This window comes from Clostridioides sp. ES-S-0190-01, from assembly GCF_020658275.1.
GTDB lineage: Bacteria > Bacillota > Clostridia > Peptostreptococcales > Peptostreptococcaceae > Clostridioides.
Window position 1 is genome coordinate 349,161 of the sequence record NZ_JACVWA010000027.1, and the last position, 24,936, is coordinate 374,096.

The 24,936-nt window shown below is 27.8% G+C and carries 17 protein-coding genes; 15 read left to right on the top strand and 2 right to left on the bottom strand.

Annotated elements, in window-relative coordinates; genetic code table 11:
• The first annotated feature begins 7 nt into the window (after nucleotides 1-7).
• The 5 genes from IC214_RS11575 to IC214_RS11595 all read left to right on the top strand — a co-directional run bounded on the left by IC214_RS11575 (nucleotide 8) and on the right by IC214_RS11595 (nucleotide 15,077).
• On the top strand, nucleotides 8-8,302 hold the full coding sequence (locus tag IC214_RS11575; protein WP_227866679.1) for a neuraminidase-like domain-containing protein: 8,295 nt from the start codon (nucleotides 8-10) through the stop codon (nucleotides 8,300-8,302).
• A 69-nt stretch (nucleotides 8,303-8,371) separates the two neighbouring features.
• The gene (locus IC214_RS11580) at nucleotides 8,372-9,949 is read left to right on the top strand and encodes a cysteine desulfurase family protein (RefSeq protein ID WP_227824180.1); all 1,578 of its coding nucleotides are present in this window, start codon (nucleotides 8,372-8,374) and stop codon (nucleotides 9,947-9,949) included.
• A gap of 21 nt (nucleotides 9,950-9,970) precedes the next feature.
• A complete protein-coding gene (locus IC214_RS11585) occupies nucleotides 9,971-11,824 on the top strand; it encodes a hypothetical protein (protein WP_227866680.1) in 1,854 nt (617 codons plus the stop codon).
• A 909-nt stretch (nucleotides 11,825-12,733) separates the two neighbouring features.
• Entirely contained in the window at nucleotides 12,734-13,669 is a 936-nt protein-coding gene (locus IC214_RS11590; protein ID WP_227835334.1) for an ROK family protein, read from the top strand.
• Nucleotides 13,670-13,703: 34 nt separating this feature from the next.
• Nucleotides 13,704-15,077, top strand: a complete 1,374-nt coding sequence (locus IC214_RS11595; RefSeq protein ID WP_227482842.1) for an MFS transporter — start codon at nucleotides 13,704-13,706, stop codon at nucleotides 15,075-15,077.
• 182 nt (nucleotides 15,078-15,259) lie between these two features.
• On the opposite strand, the gene IC214_RS11600 is transcribed toward IC214_RS11595, so the two are convergent.
• Both IC214_RS11600 and IC214_RS11605 read right to left on the bottom strand, forming a co-directional pair.
• The gene (locus IC214_RS11600; protein ID WP_227866681.1) at nucleotides 15,260-16,027 is read right to left on the bottom strand and encodes a helix-turn-helix domain-containing protein; all 768 of its coding nucleotides are present in this window, start codon (nucleotides 16,025-16,027) and stop codon (nucleotides 15,260-15,262) included.
• Between the two features lie 29 nt (nucleotides 16,028-16,056).
• Entirely contained in the window at nucleotides 16,057-17,166 is a 1,110-nt protein-coding gene (locus IC214_RS11605) for a sn-glycerol-3-phosphate ABC transporter ATP-binding protein UgpC (RefSeq protein WP_227866682.1), read from the bottom strand.
• Between the two features lie 338 nt (nucleotides 17,167-17,504).
• Here IC214_RS11605 and prmA point away from each other — a divergent pair, with 338 nt between their 5' ends.
• From prmA to yqfD, 10 genes are all read left to right on the top strand, one after another.
• Nucleotides 17,505-18,452 (top strand): 50S ribosomal protein L11 methyltransferase, encoded by a 948-nt coding sequence (gene prmA, locus IC214_RS11610; RefSeq protein ID WP_227432583.1) that lies wholly within the window; start codon nucleotides 17,505-17,507, stop codon nucleotides 18,450-18,452.
• Between the two features lie 18 nt (nucleotides 18,453-18,470).
• Nucleotides 18,471-19,226, top strand: coding sequence for a 16S rRNA (uracil(1498)-N(3))-methyltransferase (locus tag IC214_RS11615; RefSeq protein WP_227866683.1), 756 nt, complete (start codon nucleotides 18,471-18,473; stop codon nucleotides 19,224-19,226).
• 4 nt (nucleotides 19,227-19,230) lie between these two features.
• Complete coding sequence (gene mtaB / locus IC214_RS11620) at nucleotides 19,231-20,529, top strand: tRNA (N(6)-L-threonylcarbamoyladenosine(37)-C(2))-methylthiotransferase MtaB (protein WP_227824174.1); 1,299 nt, start codon at nucleotides 19,231-19,233, stop codon at nucleotides 20,527-20,529.
• A 43-nt stretch (nucleotides 20,530-20,572) separates the two neighbouring features.
• The gene (locus tag IC214_RS11625; RefSeq protein WP_227432586.1) at nucleotides 20,573-20,923 is read left to right on the top strand and encodes a histidine triad nucleotide-binding protein; all 351 of its coding nucleotides are present in this window, start codon (nucleotides 20,573-20,575) and stop codon (nucleotides 20,921-20,923) included.
• A 162-nt stretch (nucleotides 20,924-21,085) separates the two neighbouring features.
• Nucleotides 21,086-21,265, top strand: a complete 180-nt coding sequence (rpsU, locus tag IC214_RS11630) for a 30S ribosomal protein S21 (RefSeq protein WP_003416618.1) — start codon at nucleotides 21,086-21,088, stop codon at nucleotides 21,263-21,265.
• Between the two features lie 29 nt (nucleotides 21,266-21,294).
• A complete protein-coding gene (locus IC214_RS11635) occupies nucleotides 21,295-21,738 on the top strand; it encodes a GatB/YqeY domain-containing protein (RefSeq protein ID WP_227432587.1) in 444 nt (147 codons plus the stop codon).
• A gap of 110 nt (nucleotides 21,739-21,848) precedes the next feature.
• The gene (locus IC214_RS11640; RefSeq protein WP_227432588.1) at nucleotides 21,849-22,346 is read left to right on the top strand and encodes a TspO/MBR family protein; all 498 of its coding nucleotides are present in this window, start codon (nucleotides 21,849-21,851) and stop codon (nucleotides 22,344-22,346) included.
• A 192-nt stretch (nucleotides 22,347-22,538) separates the two neighbouring features.
• On the top strand, nucleotides 22,539-23,102 hold the full coding sequence (hpf, locus tag IC214_RS11645; RefSeq protein ID WP_227432589.1) for a ribosome hibernation-promoting factor, HPF/YfiA family: 564 nt from the start codon (nucleotides 22,539-22,541) through the stop codon (nucleotides 23,100-23,102).
• Nucleotides 23,103-23,317: 215 nt separating this feature from the next.
• Nucleotides 23,318-23,554: a YabP/YqfC family sporulation protein gene (locus IC214_RS11650; protein ID WP_227432590.1), complete on the top strand. Its 237-nt coding sequence runs from the start codon at nucleotides 23,318-23,320 to the stop codon at nucleotides 23,552-23,554.
• Nucleotides 23,555-23,566: 12 nt separating this feature from the next.
• The gene (yqfD, locus tag IC214_RS11655; RefSeq protein WP_227432591.1) at nucleotides 23,567-24,910 is read left to right on the top strand and encodes a sporulation protein YqfD; all 1,344 of its coding nucleotides are present in this window, start codon (nucleotides 23,567-23,569) and stop codon (nucleotides 24,908-24,910) included.
• The last annotated feature ends 26 nt before the right edge of the window (nucleotides 24,911-24,936 follow it).

Consider the following 24,936-nt stretch of genomic DNA (forward strand, 5'->3'; position numbering starts at 1 on the left):
GAATACTATGGATAAGGACAAGCTGACACAAAAAGAGCAACTCAATGTTTTTTATGGTAATAATCCAGATTTTGAATTATCGGATATTGAGTTACATAAAAAAGAAACTTTAGATAAATTAAATTTAGATGGAGTTAATAAAGAAGTGTTTTTAAAAAACCTTATGATACAAAAAAGATTACATCAATTGCATGCGTCAGAAGGTATACATTCAAAGTTGATTGAAAATGATTTAATATCAGCTCAACAAATTGCAAGTATGGAAGAAGAGTATTTTGTTAATACATATTCAACTAAACTAGAAATAAGCAAAGAAACTGCTAGGAAAATTTATAAAAATGCAATATCAATACAGAATAAAGTAATGAATCTCTTAGTAAATATAAAAACAACAGTTGCATCTCCATATTTTAGAAATCTCAAAGTAAATACAATAGGTGATGATACAATTAGATATTTTGAAAAATTACCTAGTTACCAAGAGATGTTCGGAAATTTAGATTTTTGTGATTGTGAAGATTGTAAATCAATATTTGGACCTGCTGCGTATTTCGTAGATTTAATGAGAATAATAGATAAATATATAACTAAACCAAATGAGCATACTATTGATAAAGACCTGAGTTTAAATTATAGAAGGCCTGATTTACAAGAGATACCTCTTACATGTGAAAATGCAAATAATCTTGTTCCATATCTAAAAATAGTAAATGAACGTTTGTATGATTGTATTAAAACTTTATTTAATACAAAAGACGCAAGTATATTTGAGGTTCTTGCTACAAAAACTGTGTATCCATTTAATCTCCCATTTAATTTAAACTTGGAGCAGATAAGAGTATATCTAAATCAAGAAAATTTAAATTTGAGTGACATATATGAAACTTGGGATATAGAACAAAACGAAGTTGAGAGAGAAAGGTTAGGTATTTCATTAAAACAGTATAATATTTTAACACAGAGTTTTAAAGATGATAATCAATTAGCAAACTATTATGGTATGAGTGATAAAGCTAAATTAGCAGAATTAAATAATACACAAACATTACTAAAAGTAACACAATTAAAATATAATCAACTTGAAGAATTACTAATGCAAAATGTTTCACAGAACGAAAAAGATAATAATATAGCACATAATTTTTATATAAATCAAGGTCTTTTAGACAAAAAATATTTGTATATTGATGACAATAAGGAAAATAAAAATAATAATCTATCAAATTCAATTAAAAACATCAATAATGATGTTCTCGATAGATTAAATAGATTTATAAGACTAAGTAAAGTAACTTCTTTAAATTTTATGGATTTAGACTGGATGATAAACTCAATTCATTATTATGATAAAAATATAGAAATATCAAAAAAAACTATTACAGATATATCCCGTTTATTAAAATTATCGAGCGATATGGAACTTGATGTAATAGATTTATGTGCACTTATTGCTCCAATAAAAACATATGGAGAAGGCAATGACTTATTAAAGTCAAAAGTACCTTTTGATGTCATATATAATAATTGTAAAACTAAAAAAACTGAGTCTACATATCATCCTAAAAACAATAAACTAAACCCTCTATATATAGACAATTTAAAACTTTGGAATCCTGCTAAAATTGATGAAAATAATATTAAAATTTCAAGATGGCTTTCCAGTAGCTTAATTATGTCAATTGAAGATTTAAATTTTTTAGCTATCACAATTTTTAAAGAAAATGCAAACATAGATTTAAATGCAGATATAGAATTAACTGTAGATAATTTATCAGCTTTATATAGACACTCATTACTTGCAAGAAAATTTAAAATGAAAATTGAAACCTATATAATATTGCTTAAGCTATGCCACTTAGATACTAAAAAGGTTTTTTCTATTGATGATATTTATTGCATTAAAAATGTTGTAAGTTTTATAGAAAATTCTAAAATCAACGTATACAACTTTAACTATTTTATAAATGGAGAAGAAAGTCAGTATGTAAAGCAAATATTCAAAGAAGATAGTATTGATAATTGGTTAAAGTCATTATGTATGAGCATAAAAAAAGATTCAAGTTTAGATATAGAAAATGAAATTATAGAAATGATGTCTGATTATCTAGGTACAGAAAAAGAGTTATTAAAATATTTAGTGATTGTGTTTAAAAAGTCAATTGTTTTACCTGAGGGTATAAAATATTGGACAGAAGCATTTATAAACTATTCTAACCCTGAGAAATATAAGTTTTATGTTATAGAGGTATTAAGATGTTGTTCAAGATGGATTAACTTAGTAACTAAAATAGCACCAGATTATAAGCTTGTTGAAAGTATTATTAAGTATCCGAACTATTATGGTTTCCAAAATGATTTTAAGTTGTATTCTATAGATAATATTATGAATTTTTATTTGATTAATGAGTATTTATATACTTTTGATGATGTAGATTATGACATGCTTAATTTTATTGAATCAAGCGCAAAAAAAGAAACAAATAGTACAAAATATCTGTCAATAGCAACTAATTGGAATAAATCTCAAATAGATGAGTTAATATCGAAGCAATTTTCAAAAGAACAAAATTTAGTGATTTTGATAAAAAAACTAAAAAGCTGTTTTGACATAGTTAATAAATTAAAGTCTGATAATGCATTTATAGACAATATTCTTACATTATCAGGTTTGGATGAAGAAAAAAATTGGACTAAATATGTTGACATTTCGAATATGGCAGTACAAAAAGTAAAAGGGACATACAGTATAGAAGAATGGAAATCGATAAATACAAAATTACAAGCAATTATAGAAGGTTCTAAACGAGATATTTTGCTTAGTATCACTTTGTATACTCTCAATAAAAAGTTTGTAGATATTAAAACATCAAATGATGTCTATAAGTATTTATTAATTGATGTAGAAATGGATGATTCTACGCAGATTTCTTATATAGTAGAAGCATTAAATGCTACTCAACTTTATCTTCAAAGATGTAGATTAAAAATGGAAAAAGGAGTAGAGTCACTAAATATACCTGAATCTTGGTGGTCCTGGATTATGAATTATAGAATGTGGGAAGCGAATAGAAAAATTTTTGTGTATCCAGAAAATTATTTATTACCATCAATAAGACATACAAAGTCAGAAATATTTAATAAGTTAGAAAGTGCATTATCTCAATCTGAAATAACAGATGCATATATAGAGACAATTTATAATGATTATATAGAAGAATTTTCAAATATATCAAAATTGACTATAGCAAGTTCATATCGTTGTACATATAAAGATTCAATGCGTGGAGATGTTTGTACCTTATTTTTATTTGGACGAACAAGTCAACAACCATATATATATTATTATTGTTATCAAGAAGAGGGGATGCCTTGGACTGAATGGAAAAAAATAGATTTAGCTATAAATTCACACTATATAACTCCAGTATTTGCATTTAACAAACTATTCATATTCTGGGTGGAATTAAAAGAAAATCAAAGTACATCCATAGATGTGGTGGGCTCAGTAAGTAAATCTAATAATAGCAAAACATTTAAAATGGATATGTACTATTCGTTTTTAAATATTCAACAGAAGTGGGTAAATCCTCAAAATATATTATCAGAAGATTTGGTATATTATACTGATTACTCTGACAAGGATTCAATAAAAAATCAACTGCCTTTTAAAAATATTTTTGAAATGGATAGTATTTCTTGGCTTAAAGTAAATGCATTTTCCGTTAATGCATCTAATTTTAAAGCGTTTGATAAAAAATCAAAGGATTTTGAGCGTATAAATATACTTTATGGACCATTTGCAAATCAATCTGGAAAGGTAATTGAAATAAAGCAAATCAATGATGATGGTACAAATAAGTATTGTTTTGAATCCAAGTTAAGTGAAATAGGGGAAAGTTTTAATAGATTGGTTTTAGCAAATAATACGGGTTACTTACCTATTCAACATCAATATTCATTTAATATGAATATGAACAATGAACCACTATTATTAAAAAATGAATTTTTATTGGTTGATAGATACTCACAAAATAAATATCAAATACCTTATAAACCTATTATAGATAAATTTAATAATAAGCTTGGGATTGTTTATTCTCAAAGTGTAATTTATGATAATTATCTATCCGATATGAAAGACTTATCGCATCAAATAGAGGAAAGCTTTGTTGAGTCAGATTCTTTTACATCAGATACAATTGAATTTAGTTTATCAAGTAAGATTTTTAATGATTTAAAAACAAGTAAGATAATTGATGATAATGGTAAGATATTAAAATCAAATCTCAGTACATTAGATTTGGAAATAGTGCTTATAAATAGGATTGTATCAAAAGAAATTAGTCCTAATCAACTTTTAGATATACAAAAAGTATTGTTTAGCCATGTTGGTGGTTTAAATATATTTAATAATATAAATCAAAAGGATATTTCTGTTATGCCTATATATAACCAAGTTGGTTCTTTTGTGTTTGACAATGTAGATGAAACATTTATGATTTCTCCAGAGGATAAAATTTCAGTTCCAAGGTTTAGCATGTTATCAGATGGGCTAATAATTACAAGACCACCAGCAAGTGTAAGTTCTTTTTTATCACTTGGTCTTAACTATGATAAATCAATAAAATGTATAAAACTTTTGAAAAATTATGGGTTATTGGATGAAAATAATATAGTTAAAGTTTCGAATATAGATTACAACATAATAGAAATAATATTGAGTAATGCTCAGTTGGATGACACAACAAAAAAATCTATCTATAGGATGTTGATGAATTTTCCAATAGTAAATAAATATAGTTTTGTAAATAAGGATATTAGTAAGAGTGTATCAGAAACTATTTACAATACTTTTGAGTATTATAAAATTATAGATTCACATGGTAGAGCAGATGGAAATAATTTAACATATCCAGATGTTAAGTTGATTCTAAAAAATCAAATAGAGAAAGGTATTATTAAGGTAAATCAGATTTATGATATTTATGAAAAACTAGTTCATTCACCTGTACCAGTAACACTTAAATATGAAAATTTATATGAAGATAAGAATATGTCAGACCTATCTAAATATAAATTTAATATAACTAGACTGTCAACAGGTGCAACAAAAATATTACAAAAACGTATATTTATAGGTGGAATTGATATGCTTCTTAGTACTAATTCTCAAAATATACCAGTTGTTCCTGTTTTACCTTTTGATAGATTTGAACCAAACAAAGATTATATAAACTATCCAAGTGCAATTGATGGTGTACAGGTAGATTTTGATGGGCTTTATGGTGAATACTATTGGGAACTTTTTTATCATGCACCGATGTTATTAGCTCATAATCTGAGAAATAATCAAAATTATGCTCAAGCGCAAAGATGGTATCAATATGTATTTAATCCAACAAATCCAGAAACAAAAATAGTTAAAGATACTTTTTCAAAAGAAACTGAGCATATAATAACTGATAAAATGTCTGAAGATGTACTGTCAGTTTTAAATACTAAAAAAATAGGTAATCCAGCATATCCTATTATTGATGCTAATGGAAGAGTAAACCCAGAATTTAAATTAAATACAGAACTTAGTTTTTTAACAGAATGCAGTTTAAATAATGAAATGATAATCATGGTAAGAAATATATTGATGAATAAGCTTTTAGCTACACCATCAAGTTGTTATTGGAATTTCCAACTATTTCGTACTCATGTTTTAGATGAATTTATAGATACTTTAGATGACAGTAATCCTGCAATGAAAGTTTATAATAATGACCCATTTAACCCACATGCTATTGCTAGACTAAGAATGGGAGCATATGAAAAGTACACTGTGATTCAATATATAGAAAATATAATAGAGTGGGCTGATAAACAATTTATGCAAGATACATGGGAATCTATAACTTCTGCAACGATGCTTTATATATTAGCATCAAGCTTATTGGGAGAAAGACCAGTTAATTTAGGTAGACATGACAAAAAAAATGTAGAAACATTTAAGTCTATACAGACAAAATATAAAGATTGTCCAGGTGGTATACCTCAATTTCTGATAGACCTTGAAAATCATATATCTAATATAAATTCAGATATACAAGTTGATTTAGGGTTTAATAATATAGATGTTTATTTTGGAATACCAGAAAATGAGGAACTTATAAAACTTTGGGATATAGTGGATGATAGATTAAATAAGATTAGACATTCAATGAATATTAAAGGTGAAAAGAGATTATTGGAGTTATATCAACCACCAATTTCACCAGAATTACTTTCTAGGGTTGCAAGTTCAATCAATAATGTAAATTCATTAGCAGAATCACTAGATATAGAACTTTCTAATTATCGTTTTTCATTTCTAATTGAAAAAGCAAAGGAATTTGCAGGGCATATATGTCAACTTGGAACAAGTTTATTAAATACAATTGAAAAAAACGATGCAGAAAGTATGGCAGTGCTTCATTCAATACAAGAAAACAATATTTTAAATATGGTTACAGTAACAAAAGAGAAGCAAATAGAAGAGATAAATGAAACTATTAAGTCAATGGATCAATCCCTTAAGAGTGCAGAACATAAGAAAACATATTATGAGAATTCAATAAAAGATGGTCTTTCAGAAGAAGAACAAACAAATTTAGATGCAATGGGAGTAGCTTTATTTTTCCAAGTTTATGCAAATATATTTAAAACATCTTCAAGCATTGGATATGCAGTTCCACAAGTAGGTTCTCCTTTTGCCATGACGTATGGAGGACAGCAGTTAGGAGCTGTATTAGAAGGAATGGCAGGTGCAGCAGAAATAGGGGCATCTATCTCAAATTATGAAGCACAACGCTCTTTAACAATGGCTGGATATAATAGAAGAGAAGAAGATTGGACACTTAACAAAGAATTAGCTAATTATGAAATTGAGAATATTAAGAAACAGATTGAGACTCTTAAAATAAAAGTCCAAAGCGCAAAACAAGAGCTTGAAATACATAAGAAAACAATTTTACAGGGTAATGAAGTTTATAATATTCTAAAAAATAAATTTAATAATGTAGATTTATATTCTTGGATGGTAGGTAGAATAAGTTTAATATATTGGCAAATGTACCAAATAGGATTAAATATGGCTCATGTAGCTGAGAAAGCTTATCAACTTGAATTTGGTTGCGATGATAAATTTATAAATTTTAACAATTGGGATAGTATGAGAAAGGGACTCTTGGCAGGTGAAGGACTTCAATTAGCATTAAGTCAGATGGAGGCATCCTATTATAATAAAAATAAGAGGGGTCTAGAAGTAGAAAAAACTATATCTTTGGCAATGATTAGTCCTGAAGCATTATTAAATCTCAAATCATTTGGAAAATGTAGTTTTGAATTGACTGAAAAAATGTTTGATTATGATTTCCCTGGACATTATTTACGAAAAATTAAGAGTATATCTATATCTGTGCCAGCAGTGGTTGGTCCATTTCAAAATATTAAAGCTACATTAGTTCAGAAAAACAATAGTGTTGTTACAAAACCTTTATTGGAAGTTGTAACTTACCTGTTGGGTAATAAAATTGGAAATAAACCAAAAGAAGGTATTAGAGAAAATTGGTTGCCTAATCAAAAAATTGCCATATCAAAAGGTATTGATGATAGTGGAATGTTCTTGCTTAATTTTAATGATGAGAGATACTTACCATTTGAAGGTACAGGAGTTGTTTCTAGCTGGGAACTTGAGATGTTAAAAGAAACGAATAGGTTTAATTTTGATAGTATATCAGATGTAATAATCAATGTAAAATATACAGCTCTTGAGGATTCAAATTTAAAAGAAAAGGTTATAGAATTGTTATCTAAAAGTTATCCATATGTAGGCGGACTTTATTTTCCTTTACAACAGATATTTTCTACAGAATGGAATATGTTTATAAATGAATGTGATAATCAAGAACTACAGAGTTTTAATTTTGACATTTCATTATCCCAACTTAGTTTCTTTAGAGAAGTTAATGTTAAAGCTATATATATGAAGTTAGATATATTAAAAGATATTGTTTTACCAATAAAATCAGACTTCATAACAATTGAAAATTTAGGTATGAAAGAGACTGTAATCAATTTAAATAAAGATATTGGAATGGTAAATAATATCAATTTAAATATGAATGATATTAAAGGCAAATGGAGTATAAAGATAGATTTAGAAAAAATGAAAAAAGATAAGGATTTAAAGAAGCTTCTTAAAGAAAATAATCATATTGATGGTAAGAAATTATATGGAATAGAAATGGTTTTGGACTATGAAAGTAAAATTTTTTAAGTTGATTAAATTGGTAAATCTAGTCAGTATTATGTTTTTTAAATCATATTAGAAAGAAGGCAAATACAAATGGATATTATTAAAAATATACAAAGCTATTGTGTAGAATTTAGAAATTTATTTGGGTTAAAAGATAATATATCAAGTCAGGTTTTATTAAGTATTGCAAAAGATAGTACATATGCACATAATCTGCATACATGTAGAAATGTTCAAAGTTTTCTTGAACATCTTATAAAGAATCCAGCTTTAGATTATACAGATGAAGAAGTTGAAAAAGAATTTTTAGATAGCACATTATTTTCTAAACTTGATAACATAATTAAAGAATCTAAAATAAGTTTTGTATATGAAGATAATAAAAAAGATTATGAAGATAAGTATGGTTCTTATATAGAGGAAGAAAAGAAAAAAAATCCTGAAGCTAAATCATGTAAACCATGTGCTGAAATTAAAGCAAATGATTTTAGAGAAGTGTACTTAGATTCAAATGGAACAACTTATATTCGTGATGAGATAGTTAAATTACTTAAAGATTATTATGATGGGGTTTATGGCTATGCTAATCCAAGTAGTTCAACAGTACAAGGACATTATACTTTCGATATTATAAATAGTTCCAGAAAGACAATAGCAGACTGTTTAATGGTTGATACAGAGGAAATATATCTTACAGGCTCAGGTTCTGAATCAAATAATTTGGCCATAAAAGGGATAGCGTTTAAGTATTTGGATAAAAAAGGTCATATTATAACCACTAAGATTGAGCATCCATCAGTACTTAGAACTATGGAATATCTTGAAACACTTGGATTTTTGGTAACCTATATAGATGTAGATAAATTGGGAAGGATATCACCAGAAGATATAAAAAATTCTATAAAGGAAAATACAATACTTGTATCAGTAATGGCTGCAAATAATGAAATAGGTACAATAAATCCTATTAAGGAGATAGGAGATATATGTAGAGGTTATAATATACCTTTCATGGTGGATGCAATACAAGCTTTTGGTAAAATACCTTTAAAACCTAAGGAGTGGGGAATTTCACTTCTTACATTTTCAGGACATAAAATATATGCTCCAAAAGGCATTGGTGGAATATATGTAGAAAATGGATTAAGCTTAGTTCCAATAATACATGGTGGAGGACAAGAATATGGACTTAGAGCTGGTACAGAAAATGTAGGTTATATAATGGCTTTAGGAATGGCAACTAAACTTGCTTACAATGAAATGAATGATGAATCAAATAGACTTTTAGAATTACGAAAGTTTTTCTTAGAAGAGATTGAAAAAATTGAACCAGATTATATTGTGAATGGGTCTCTTGAAAATCGACTTCCAAATAATTTAAATATAGGCTTTCCGCTTCTTGATAGTCATGCGATTATAAGAAGTTTAAATAATATAGGTATAAGTGTTTCTCCTGGGTCTGCATGCAGTTCAAAAAGGATAAAAACTTCTCATGTACTTGAAGCAATAGGAGCAACCACAAAACACTATGCTTCAATACGTTTTAGTTTTGGTCTTAATACAAGTAAAGAAGACTTAGAGTATCTATTTAAATATCTTAAACAAATTATTTATATATTAAAATCGAACAACGAAGAAGTGGCAAGAGAAATATTATTAGAAAATTAAAATAATGAGGAGTGTTTTACTATGGGCTATGATTATAATGAATGTAAAAGACGTTTGGAGCAAAAAAAGTTAAAGGCTTGTTTAGAAATGCATTGTATGGATTTTTCTACTTCAAAGGCATATCATGATTCATGTGGAGACCAAGGAATATATCAAGCAGTACATGTGGTAATGTGTAGGAATAGTAAGACAGGAGAAACACTTCCATCTTCTACAGAACATTTAATTGATGACTGTATAGCTAAACGTATGGAGAATAAAGACTGGAATTTAGAAGATTGTTGTTGCTGCTGTTCATGCTTTGCAGATGGTACTTTCATTGCAATACCAGATGGAGAAGTAGAAGTACAAAATATTAAAAATGGTGATGAGGTATTGGGAGGTTCTATAAAAAAGGCTGGAGAAAAAATAAATCTTGCATGGGAGCCTGTAAAAGTACAATTTAGTACAGGGACAGAAAGTGGAGAACAACCATCAATGGTATACATTGTATATCGTTCTTTAGATGAAGAAAGTTCAGATGAGTTAGAAAAGAAAATAAAAAATGGTAAGAGCGAATTAATCGTAACTGCAGACCACGTATTTTTACTTGCTAATGGAAAATTTACTGTGGCAGGTAAATTGAAACCTGGAGACATGTTAATTGACAAAGATGGAAATGAAGTACCTGTTTTAACTGCAAGTTTAGGTCATTATACTGGTGGAGTTCATCATATAACAACTGATATTAATTTTGAGGGAAGTGCTGACAAACATTTAGTTATTGCAGGTGGAGTAGTTTGTGGGGATTATACACTTCAACTTCACTTTGAAGATTTAGAGGATAATCTAAAAGTGGAAAACTACAATGAATTACCTATTATAGGAAGTGAAGAACATATGAAAGCATGTAAACATCTTGTGAAAGAAAGAGGTGTGTTACTTTTCCATAAAGAGGACAACACAGAGGTGGCCATTAATAAAAAATTCTCACCATATAAATTTGGATATAAAGGAACTATAACATCTGCACATACCCTATTTACAAGAGAACAAGCAAATGATATATTCCAAAATGGCACACAATTTCCAATACATATGACATTGGGCTTAAATGCAATCCAATATTTAATAAAACTATTTAAAGGATTTTATCCAGATATAAATATACATTTAGAATGGGATAGAATAGAACCAAATGTATATGCATTTGAAGAATATGGAGTAAAGACTGTCCTAGTATCTGGTGGATTAGTTAGAATGGAAAACTTAGATGTTGAGGGTCTTGCTATGGCAATTGGTCATGGGATAGGTCGTTTCTATGGAGGAGTACCACAAAATAGTGACAAAATGTCAGGGACAGGACCATCAGATTATTATTCGTTTGGTGTTGTAAGTAGAAAAATATGGTTTGGTGACCAATGGATGACTTTAACTCTTAGAGGATATGAGCAATTGGGAGATTTATGTAGATTAATATCAGATGAAAATGCTACAGGAAATGAATATAATGTTTGTGAAGAACCATCTATAAAATGTAGATTGAGCGCAATGGCTTCTGGTATACAAGGAGGAAGTTTACCAGTTTGTGCAGGTGGTGTAGAAAAGCCAAAATTAAAACTTGAAGCAGTTGATAATAATAATGATGGAATTTCTCTTACTTTTAATATGACACTTGATAAGGTATTAGCAGAAGATGGATTGAACTACTTGATAGACCCAGTAGTTCAAGTAGAAGATATTATAGTAGATTCTAAAAGAGATTTTATAGTGAATATAAAGGCTAAATTTGAATCTGGAAAAGAGTATACTATAAGTGTTAAAAATCTAAAATCTATATATAAGACTGACTTAGATTCAAAATATTCTTCTATTGTTTATATATGTAAAGAGTAAATTGTATAAATATTAATTACATTAACATGCTATAAGATAGACAAAAAATAAAACTGAATATAAATAATTTTCTGAAAAAATGCTTGTCCCTACATATCTAATATGCTATAATATAATCAAATAAGAGAAAGGGGTGATTCCAGTGGGAACGGATGTGGCACAGCCAAATGATGAAGAAAACTCAATTATAATCTATGAAATAAAGTTAGATGTTTTTAGTGCTATATTAAGTACTGGAAAAACTCAAAAGCTGGGATAATTATTGGAATTGCCTAGACTTAAAATTTTGGTAGTAAAATAGTCATATTGTATAGCCAAAGCATCTAAGTTTTAAAGTTATTTGTAAGAATTAAAACTTTTACAAATTGCATATTTGCTTATAATTTAGTTAGAAAAATTTACGTGAAAAAGTGCTTTCGATATGTGCATATGTAAAGAAATATGTATGTATGGTTAGGTAATAGGCTAGATATGTATGTAAAGAAATATGTATTTAGTCAAATATATGTATATGTAAAGAAATATATATATTATGTGTATAAGATTTTTAGTATAGATTGGTGAATAATAAAAGCAACTTATTATGTTATGGAAAACTAATTTATGTTTGTAAAAAATATATTTAAGATTTGGTTGATATATAGTTGCAAAAATATTGTTTAGTACGAAAAAATAAGTCGAGATAAAAGTTTAAAATAATTGATTTAAATATAGTTTGTTTTGACATCTAATAAATTGAAATAATTTATAAAAATAGACATCTTCTCATAGTGAAAATATACTATGGGAAGGTGTTTTTGTTTTGTATTAAAGATATTATTAAAGATTTGCATGGTTTTACATTTTAATATAATATAGACATGATAATATATATATATTAATAAAATTTAAAAGAGAAAGGTGAGAAAGATGTATTATATAGGTGTAGACATTGGAGGAACAGGCATACAAGCAGGTGTGGTTGATAATCAAGGAAAGATACTTTTTAGAACAGAATGTAAAACTGTGGTTGAAAAGGGATTTGAAGGAATACTAGATGATATAAAAATAATGATTGATAAATTGTTAGAAGAAAACAATCTAAAGATGAAAGAGATAAAGTCTATTGGATTTGGAGTACCTGGGTTTATAAATAAAAAAGGCTTAGTAACTTGTGTAAACTTAAAATGGGATGGAGAAAGTTTTGAGAATGAACTAAAAAGAAGGTTTCCAAATGTTGAAATTCATGGAGAAAATGATGCAACAGTAGCAGCACTTGGAGAATCAAAGTTTGGAAGTATGAAAGGTGCAGATGTTGGAGTTTTATATACTTTAGGAACTGGAGTAGGTGGAGGAATAGTAATTAATCAAAAAGTTTTTTCTGGAGCCCATGGATTAGGCTCAGAAATAGGGCATCAAGTAATAGGAGAAAACTATTTTGATTGCAATTGTGGAAATAATGGTTGTGTGGAAACTTTTTGTTCAGCAACTGCCATTATAAAATATTCTCAAAAACTTATACAAGAAGGTAGAAAAAGTATGATTTTAGATTTAGCAGAAGGAGATTTAAAAAAAATAAATGCAAAGATGGTGTTTGATGCACATAGAGAAAACGACACAGTTGCAATTGAAGTAATAACTAGATTTAAAACTTATTTAGCAAAAACATTTGCAAATACAATAAATACATTAGACCCAGAAGTTATATCAATTGGTGGAGGAGTTTCTAAAGCAAGTGATATAATACTTGATGGGATTGAAGAATTGGTAAGAAAGTTTGTTTTATACAAAAAAGAAGATATAGCAAAAATTGTATGTGCAACCCTAGGTTCAGATGCAGGAATTATAGGAGCAGCTTTTTTATAAGATAAATGAATCAAAAATATTGGGGGCATGATATATGAGTAAGATAAATGCTAAAAGAACTCTTTTTTTAGTGGCTATAGGCTCAGGAACTATGCTGAATCCTCTTAATTCATCTATGATTTCACTTGCATTACATAGTATACAAAACGATTTTAATATTAGTTTTACAACTGTGTCTTGGATGGTTTCAGCCTTTTATTTAGCTAGTGCTATTGCACAGCCAGTTTCAGGAAAGATTGGAGATTTAATAGGTAGAAAAGTTTTATTTTTAAGTGGTTTAATACTCGTAAGTTTTTCAGCATTTATGGTACCATTTACTCAATCATTCTTTATATTGATTTTTATAAGAGTAATTCAAGCTATTGGAACAAGTACATTGTATCCATCTGGAGTTGCTCTTATACAAAATAATATAAAGGAAAGACAATCTTCTGCATTAGCAGTTTTAACTATTTTTGCTTCAACTACAGCAGGATTAGGTCCAACTTTAGGCGGAGTATTGCTTGATTTAGGTGGATGGCATGCTATATTTCTTGTAAATATACCAATTGTTATGGTTGCCATTTGTCTAGGATATTTTTTATTTCCAAAAGAAATAAAAAAGAAAAAAAGTATAAAAGAGACTTTTAAGAATGTTTTATCAAGATTAGATGTTGTTGGTATAGTTTTATTTTCAATTGCAATGATTTTTATATTACTATTCTTATTATCAGTTAAGGAGTCTTTTAATTTAGAGCAATTTGTATTAGGATTAATTTTGATGTGCATTTTTATTTGGCATGAACTGAGAACGAGATTACCCTTTATAGATATTAAACTTTTTATGAGTAATCCTAAGTTATCAAAGGTATATTTACAGTTTATTATATTAAACTTCTTCAATTATATCTTATTTTTTGGTCTTCCAAGTTATTTTCAAGATGCACTACATTACAGTGCTAGGTCAACTGGTCTATTTATGTTGTTCATGTCTGGTATAGGAATTTTCATATCTCCATTGACTGGAAAATGGATAGACAAATCTGGAACTAGAGTACCTCTTATAGTGTCATCAATTTTTATGTTGATTAGTGCAATACTTCTTTCATTAATCTTTATTCAAATACCAGTAATAGGTAAGGGGATAATTTTATCATTAGCAGGTGTTAGTTATGGAGTTGGTAATGTAGCATTACAATCTTCAATGTTTAAAGAAAGTCCTCCTGAGAGCATAGGTACAGCCTCTGGTCTATTTCAAACTAGTCGTTATTTAGGTTCAATTTTTGCTACTGTACTACTTGGAATGGTGTTTGAAGCAACTATAACATCAAGTCAATTTAAAATTTTAGGATATGTTATGGTGATTTTAGGTACAATAAGTTTTTTGCTAAACTTTGTTTTTACAAAACAATTAAAGCAAGCGAAATAATGTATTAAAGAAATAATAGATTCAATAAGATTAAAGATATTATTTATAAAAAAGGATATCTTATCAAATATTTACAAGTTTAAAGGAGAGAATATTTGATAAATAACATTTGATAAAGTATATAGTATTTTAACTTAAAATCAAGCAGAAATGTGAGTTAGCATTTCTGCTTGATTTAGCAGTTAATTTTTTTTATATAGAAAATAAGATTTTACACTTAGATAAAAAATCATTGCATTTTCAAAGTTTTTTAAATCAAGGTTGAGTATTTCATTAATTTTTTCCAACCTATATACCAGTGTATTTCTATGTAAAAACATATCACTAGATGTTTTAGAGATGTTTAAGTCATTATTTATAAATTTTATTCCTGTAGATAGAAGTTCTTCATCAATAGATTTTATCTTATTGAAGTCTATCAGTCTATTAAGTACATCGTCTTTGCTAATTAAGTCTAAAGTTTTATACCTAATAAGGTCAAATAAATTTAAAAATTTATCCTTAGCATTATCTTTTACAATATAAGATAGTAAATTAGAGCATAACTGCAATCTAAAATTAAAATCAGATTTGTTATCTAACTCACCAAGATAGAAAATATAAGTACTTTGATAAGTTTCAGTTTCAATTATATTTTGTGTAGTTACATTAATGTCTAAGTTATACTTAGAGTTTACTACAAAAAAACTACTATGTTGAATTGTATTTATATCATCATATAAGTTATAAAAAATACCTTTTAGATACTCAAAATCTATATGTGGCTGATAAATTAAATAAAAGTGACCATTTAGATTATCTAAGTTATTTTCATCTAAAAAATCAATAACATAAACAGTATCATTAAAAGTAACTAAATGACTATTGGCATCTAAACTTTGATTTTTATAAGGGTAAATATTTATTTTTTTATTGAGTTGTTTTTCAAAAAAACTTTTCAAGTCTTCCATAAAGTCTCCTTAGAAATAAGATTATACTATTATCTTATAGCTAAGTCAGTTTCTTTGTCAAATAAGTGTACTCTATTATTATCAACTGAAAGAGTTAAATTATCACCAACATCAACTCTATTTTTGCTGTCAAATCGAATTGTTATTGTATTTACATCTAATTTTAAATGAGCATAGGTCTCTGCCCCCATAAGCTCTTTTATTTCAACTGTTGATTTAAAGCAAGTATCTTGATTAGATTTAACAAAATTATCTCCTATATGTATATCTTCTGGTCTAATACCCATAATAACTTCTTTTTTAATATAGTTGTCCTTTATTAAATCATAGTGTTTTTCTCTATTTAATTTTATCTTAATGTATTCGTTTTTAGCATATATTTCTTCATTCTCTTCTATTAATGTAACATTAATAAAGTTCATCTGTGGAGCTCCAATAAATCCTGCAACAAACACATTAGCTGGATAGTCGTATACATCTTGTGGAGTTGCAATCTGTTGTACCACTCCGTCTTTCATTACTACTATTCTGTCAGCCATAGTCATAGCTTCAACTTGGTCATGTGTTACATAGATGAATGTAGTTCCAAGCTGTTGATGTAACTTAGTTATTTCTGTTCTCATGGCAGTTCTAAGTTTTGCGTCCAAGTTAGATAAAGGTTCATCCATTAAGAATACCTTAGGATTTCTAACTATTGCACGTCCTAGAGCAACTCTTTGTCTTTGTCCACCAGATAATGTTTTAGGTTTTTTATCTAAAAGAGGGACTAAATCCAATATTTTAGCGGCTTCTTTAACTTTTTTATCTATTTCATCTTTTGGCATTTTTCTAAGTTTAAGTGCAAATGCCATGTTTTCATAAACAGATAAGTGAGGATATAAAGCATAATTTTGAAAAACCATTGCTATGTCTCTATCTTTTGGTTCTATATCATTGACAAGTTTATCTCCTATATATAATTCTCCAGAAGATATTTCTTCAAGACCAGCAATCATTCTAAGTGTTGTCGATTTACCACAACCAGATGGTCCCACTAAAACTATAAATTCCTTATCTTTAATATCTATATTTATATTTTTTACTGCATTAAATCCATTAGAATAAAGTTTTGATATATCTTTTAATATTACTTCTGACATTGTAATTCTCCTTAATAATTTAAAATTTAATTATATAATATCAGATGATTTTATTGTAGGAAACATATAAAATAACCAAAAATTTTTGTTTAAAATGTATATCTTGCTAATTTGTATATAATAAATATAATGTGAACTATTTAAAATGTATTAAGGGAAAAGCATAATCAAATAAAGTGCTAAAAATAAGTTAGACAATTTATTATAAATTAAGTAAATTAACTATAATGTAGATATAAACTAATAAAAAATTTATAAAACAAAAAAGTATGATATTTGTGATATAATAAAAGTTATGGAAAAATAGGAAAATTAATATAGAAAAGAGAGGTAAACTTATGAATAATTGGATAGAAGTAACTATAAAAACAACAACAGAGGCAGTTGAGCCAATAACAAATATACTATATGAACAAGGTGCTGGAGGGGCTGTAATAGAAGACCCAAAAGATTTCTTATTTCAAAAGAAAAATGAATTAGATTGGGATTATGTAGAAGAAGAAGTATTTAAAAAGAATGAAGAAGATGGTGTACTGATAAAGACTTATGTGTCAGAAGAAAAAAATGTGATGGAATTTGTCGAAATAATAAAGCAAAAAGTTTTAGGACTAAGAGATTTTGGTATAGATATAGGTGAAGGAAGTGTGTCATTAGACCAAGTAAATGAAGCTGATTGGGCAAATGCATGGAAAGCATACTATAAACCAACAAAAGTAGGTCAAAAGGTAGTAGTAAAACCTACATGGGAAGATTACGATATGCAAGAAGGGGATTTGATAATAGAGCTTGACCCTGGTATGGCTTTTGGTACAGGAACACATGAGACTACTAGTATGTGTATTAGAGAATTAGAGAAATATGTAAATAAAGATTCTAAAGTATTTGATATTGGTTGTGGTAGCGGAATTCTTGCAATAGCAGCAGCTAAATTAGGGGCAAAAGAGGTTGTAGCTGTAGATTTAGACGAAGTTGCAGTGAAAGTTGCAAAAGAAAATGTGCTTGAAAATAAAGTTGAAGAGAATGTATCTGTAATGCATGGGAATTTAACAGATGTAATAAAAGATAAAGCTGATGTTGTAGTTGCAAATATAATCGCTGATATAATAAAAATACTTGCAAAAGATGTACAAAATTTTATGAAAGAAGATGCTATATTTATATCTTCAGGTATAATTTTGGACAAAGTAGAGGAAGTTAAAGAAAGCTTAATCGAAAATGGATTTGAAATAGTTGAGGTTCAAAAACTAGGTGAATGGTCAGCGATAGTTTCTAAACTTAAAAAGTAAAAGGCTGGGTGGAATATAATGGATAGATTCTTTATTGAAAAAAATAATATAAATTTACAAGACAAAGCCTGCATTATAGAAGGTGAAGATGTAAAACATATTTCAAAAGTTTTAAGGTGTAAACTAGGAGAAAAACTTGAGATATGTGATAAAGATAATAATGAGTATATTTGCGAGATAACAAATATAGAAAAAAATATGGTTAATTTAAAAATTTTAGAAGAAGTTGATATAAATAGAGAATCTAAACTTAAGGTAAAATTATATCAAGGTCTTCCAAAAGCTCCAAAGATGGAGATGATACTTCAAAAACTAACTGAAGTTGGTGTAGATGAAATAATATTAGTTCAAACTAAGAGAAGTGTTGCTAAAGTTGATGATAAAAAAGAAGATAAAAAATTTGAACGTTGGGAAAGAATAATTTATGAAGCCGCAAAGCAAAGTAAAAGAGGTAAAATTCCAAATTTAAGAGGTGTTTTAAGTTTTAAAGAAGCTTTAGAAGATATGAAAAAAAATGATGTAAATATTTGTCCTTATGAGAACGAAAGAACTGTCTCAATAAAACAGGCACTTAAAAATTGTGATTCTAATATAGATAGAGTTGGAATTTTTGTAGGTCCAGAGGGTGGTTTTGCTGAGGAAGAAATAGAGCAAGTTCAAAAAGATAATTGCAGTACTGTATCATTAGGACCTAGAATATTGAGAACTGAGACAGCTTCTGTTGTAGCATCAACAATAGCTTTGTATGAGCTGAGTGATTTAGGAGGAGAATAATAAATTGAAAAAAGTAGCTTTTTATACACTTGGGTGTAAAGTCAATCAATACGAAACTGAAGCTATGCTAGAACTATTTGAAAAAGATGGATATGAACAAGTTAATAGTGAAGAATATGCAGACGTTTATGTTATAAATACATGTACCGTAACTCATATGAGTGATAGAAAATCTCGTCAATATATAAGACGAGTTAAAAAGAAAAATCCAGATGCAATAATAGCCGTTGTGGGATGTTATTCACAAGTATCGCCAGAAGAAATTTTGGATATAGAAGAAGTAAACCTAGTCATGGGTACAAATGATAGAAGGAAGATTGTTGAAGAGATTAGAAGGATAGATGCAAGTAAAAAAGTTAGCACAGTTGATGATATAATGAAGGTAAAAGCATTTGAAGAAATAGAAATTAGTCAAACCAATGGAAAGACTAGAGCATTTATGAAAATTCAAGATGGATGCGACAGATTTTGTACCTACTGTATCATTCCTTATGCCCGAGGACGTGTTAGAAGTAGGGATATTGATAGTATAGTTGATGAAGTGAAAAAATTGGCTAAAAATGGCTATAAAGAGGTGGTATTAACAGGAATACATGTAGCCTCTTATGGAAAAGATTTAAAAGATAAGGATATTAAACTTCTTGATGTAATAAAACAAATAAATGAAATAGATGCAATAGAAAGAATTAGACTTAGCTCTGTTGAACCGATTTTGTTTACTGATGAATTTGTGAATGAAGTTTTAAAGATGGAGAAGGTTTGTCCTCATTATCATCTATCTCTTCAAAGTGGATGTGATGAAACTCTAAAAAGAATGAATAGAAGATATACAACTGAAGAGTATAAGACTATTGTGGATAGATTAAGAGATAAAATACCAAATGTAGCAATAACTACAGATGTAATAGTAGGTTTTCCAGGAGAAACTAATGAGGAATTTAAACAAACATACAATTTCTTAAAAGATATAGAGCTTTCACAAATGCATATTTTTAAATATTCGCCAAGAAAAGGAACTCCAGCTGCAACTATGGAAAATCAAATTGACCCTCAAATGAAACACTTTAGAAGTGAACAACTTTTAAATTTAAGTAAAGAAAACTTTAGTAAATTTGCAACTAAATTTATTGGTAGTGAATTAGAAGTCTTATTTGAACAAAATATAGAGGGCAATAAGTTTGAAGGACTGACTTCAAATTATATAAGAGTTGTTGTTGAAAGTGACAAAAACATACAAGGTCAGATATTAAAAGTAAAAATAAATGATGTAAAAAATGAATATGTAGAAGGAATTTTGCTATAACATGTAGAAATTATAATATTTATAAGATAGGAGGTGGAAGGAAATGGATTGTATATTTTGTAAAATAGCGAACGGAGAAATACCTTCAACTAAAGTTTATGAAGATGAAAGAGTATTGGCATTTAATGATTTGAACCCAGTTGCTCCATATCATATATTAGTTGTACCTAAAAAACATTATGATAGTGTAATTGATATTCCTGATATAGAAATGGATATTGTGTCACATATTCATGTTGTTATTAATAAAATAGCTAAAGAGAAAGGTTTTGACCAAACTGGATTCAGAATCATAAATAATTGTGGAAGCGATGGAGGGCAAGAAGTTAAGCATTTGCACTATCATATTTTAGCAGGTAAAAAGCTTCCTAATTACGAAGCAGAACAAAACTAAACTAAATTATTGAAAAATTGAGTTCCTTCTTGATAAAAATACTTGATAAAAGTAAAAATTTAGTTTATAATAAACAAAGTGTTAGGTTGTAATGCATATTATGCAAAAAGAACATAGTTACAGTCCCAGCATAATTGCGCTATTGGAGGGAGGGAAAAAGAAATGTCAGAAGTAAGAGTTAGAGAAAATGAAACATTAGACAGCGCTTTAAGAAGATTTAAGCGTCAATGTGCAATGTCTGGCATCATGTCAGAAGTAAGAAAAAGAGAGCACTATGATAAGCCAAGCGTTAAGCGTAAGAAAAAAGCTGAAGCAGCAAGAAGAAAAAACGCTAAAAAATAGTAGTAAATAAGAATAAAGAGGTGAAGGGGATGTCCCTTAAGCAAAAGTTACAAGAGGATTTGAAATCTTCGATGAAAAACAAAGATACAGTGAGAAAATCTGTAGTAACTTTAATAAGAGCTTCTATAAAGCAGTATGAAGTTGATAATAGAACTGAACTTGATGAAGATGGAATTATCGATGTAATAGCAAAACAATTAAAGCAACGTAGAGATGCATTAGTTGAATTTGAAAAAGCTGGAAGAGAAGACTTAGTAAAAGAAACAGAAGCTGAAATTGAAGTTTTAAAAGAGTACCTACCTCAACAATTAAGCGAAGAAGAGTTAGAAGAAATTGTAAAATGTACTATATCTGAAGTAGGGGCAACATCTATGAAGGATATGGGAAAAATAATGTCAGTTATTCAACCAAAAGTTAAGGGTAGAGCTGACGGAAAACTTATAAATAAGTTGGTAAAACAAAACTTACAATAGATTGATATAGCCTAGAGAGAAATCTCTAGGCTTTTTATAATTTTTGAGAATAACAAGTCATATCTGAGCATATCTATAATCAAAGAAAATTTTGAAAGAAGGGGAAAAATTTGATTATATCGGTAAAGGAAATTAGAAATTTTTTGATAAACATATCAATACCATTAATAATAGGTTATTTAAGTAGTATTTTGACCATGTTGATTAGTGGAACAGATATTTCAACGTACTATCTACAACTTACAAAACCAAGCTTTGCACCACCAGCTTTTATCTTCCCTATTGTTTGGACTATATTGTACATATTGATGGGTATATCTTCATACCTAATATTAAAAAAAGGTTACAACTTGCCTAAAGTAAGAGATGCAGTGTTTTATTATGGATTACAACTTGCATTAAATTTTGTCTGGAGTATACTATTTTTTGGATTTGGACTTAGATTTACAGCTTTAATAGACATAATAATAATGATTATGGTTTCTATAATAGTTATTTTAAAATTTTCTAAAATAGATAAGAGAGCTGGATATATAAATTTGGTTTATTTGATATGGCTGGTTTATGCTGGATTTTTGAATTATTTTATATGGTTTATTAATAAATAGAATGTAAAGGTTTTGTAAATTACCCCGTACTTTTAATAATATCATATCAAATAAAAAATGAATAGACTATTAAAAATAATCATTTTCATATACAATTATATTAATTTAAATATAATAAATGTATCAAAAATATATTTAAAGATTAACATATTAAAGTATTAGAATTGGAAAGGCTCGAAGGGAGAGGTTTTTATGCAAATAATAGTATCTGGAAGACAAATGAAATTAACTGACGGAATAAAAGGATACGTAGATGGAAAATTAAGTAGGTTAGAAAAATACCTTGATCCTGAATCAGAAGTGAAAGTAACAGTAAGTGCGAAAAAGGATAGACAGAAAGTGGAGGTTACAATAATTCCTATTAATGGTCAAATAATAAGGGCAGAAGACGTAGAAGAAGATTTATATGCAGCAATTGACATTGTTTGTGACAAATTAAGTAGACAAGTTGTAAAGTATAAGACTAAGGTTAAAGACAAAGTTCAAAATAATAAAAGCATAAGATTTGAAAATATTGACTTTATAGATAATAGTAGCGAATTTAATGATTATGACTATGATGATGAGGAAGATGAAAATATAGTTATAGAGAGAAGAAAGAAATTTAATGTAAAACCTATGAGTTCAGAAGAGGCAATTCTTCAAATGGAGTTGGTAGGACACAACTTCTATATGTTTAGAAATCAAGATAACTTTGAAATAAATATAGTATATAAGCGTAAAGCAGGTGGATATGGTTTAATAGAGCAAGACTAATAAAAAAATTGTATACTTTTTATATTTTATATACAAAAAAGTAAAAAGGTAATCATGTTGATTTTTATCAATATGATTACCTTTTTCTTGTTTAAATAATATATTAAATATTAGGTATTTACTGTCTAAAAAAATTTAAAACTACTCCATGATAGTATCAATAAAGTGCATAAATACCTATTTTAAGCATAAAATTAATTAAGGGGGTAATGCTTATGTTAGAAATATCCACTGATTTACAAGTAAATCAACCAGTTGTTACTGTTACAAGTAATACTTTTATGAGTATAGAAAATTATCTATCAATACTAGAATATGAAGTTGATTTAATAAAAATAAAGACTAAGGTAAAAACAATTAAAATATCTGGGGATAAACTTTCGCTTAAGTATATTACTGACAGTGAGATAGGTATAAAGGGAATTATATACAATGTGGAGTATGTTGATTAGGAGGAGATACACTTGATAAGTTTTATAAGGGGATACTATGTTATAGTTGTGGAAGGAGTAGGGCTTGAACAATTTTTAAATCATCTTATAAGAAATGGAATAAATGTTTACAATGTAACTAGAATAAAAAATACTAAAATCGAGTTTAATATAAATAGACAAGATATAAAAGAATTTAAGAATATTTATAGAGGAAGTAAGTTTGATATTAAGGTAAAACAAAAAACAGGAGTTCCTTTTATTATTAAAAGAATTTATAAGCACAAAGGTATGTGGATTTGTGCTATTGTTTCTTTACTTTTATTGATGTCAACATCACAATTTGTAACGGATGTATATATACAATCTCCAGAAGGTATAAAAAAAGAAACTCTTAGAAGTGAACTTTATAAAGTTGGAGTAAGACCAGGAGTATACAAAAAGAGTATTGACAGAAAAGAAGTTAGGGACCATATGATGTCAAAATTTAATGATGTCGCATATTTATCTATTAATGTAAAAGGAACCAATATATTTGTTACTGTTACAAAAAAGGCTGAATCCTTAAAATCTACAGACCAATCAAATTATTGTAATGTAATTGCTTTAAAAAATGGTATAATAGAAAAGGTAATCCCTAGAAGTGGTAAGTCTGTTGTTAAATCTGGAGATATAGTCCAAAAGGGCGCTGTTTTACTAAATGGTGCTAATACAAAATCAATACCCGAAGTATGGGCAAGTACTTTTTATGAATCTACTAAAAAGGCAAGCTATGTAGATACTGTAAATAAAAAAACTGGAGAAAAGAAAAAGGTACACACAATAAGTTTTTATGATAAAGAATTTACAATTAGAAAAAATATAAAATATAAAAATTATGTTGTTGAAAATAAAGAAAAAAGACTTTCAATGGGAGATTATACTTTCCCTATAAAAATAAAGACGAGTACTTTTTATGAAACCAAAAAAGTTGAAGTGAAAAAGAACAAAGAAGAGTTGAAAAAAGAATTATCTGAAAAAGCTTTAAAAGAATTAGAATACATAATACCAGCTTCGGCTAGAATAATAGATGTAAAACATAGCTATAAGGTTAATAAAAATATGTTAGAATATTTAATAACAGTTCAAACTAGTGAAAATATCGCTAAAATTTATCCTCTTAGTAAAGCAGAGGCAGAAAGATTTATAAAGGAAGATAGTAAACCAAAAGAGGGAGAAGAGGAAGTTCCTTCTAATCCACAAAAAAGACCAATAAATGATATAAGAAATGAGTTTAATGAGGATAATAAAGATAATAACGACCAAAATAATTCTGATGGAAATAATAGTAATCAAAATAGTAACAATAGTCAAAATAATAATAGTAACAACAATTAATAAAATTTAACCTAAAACTTGAGGAG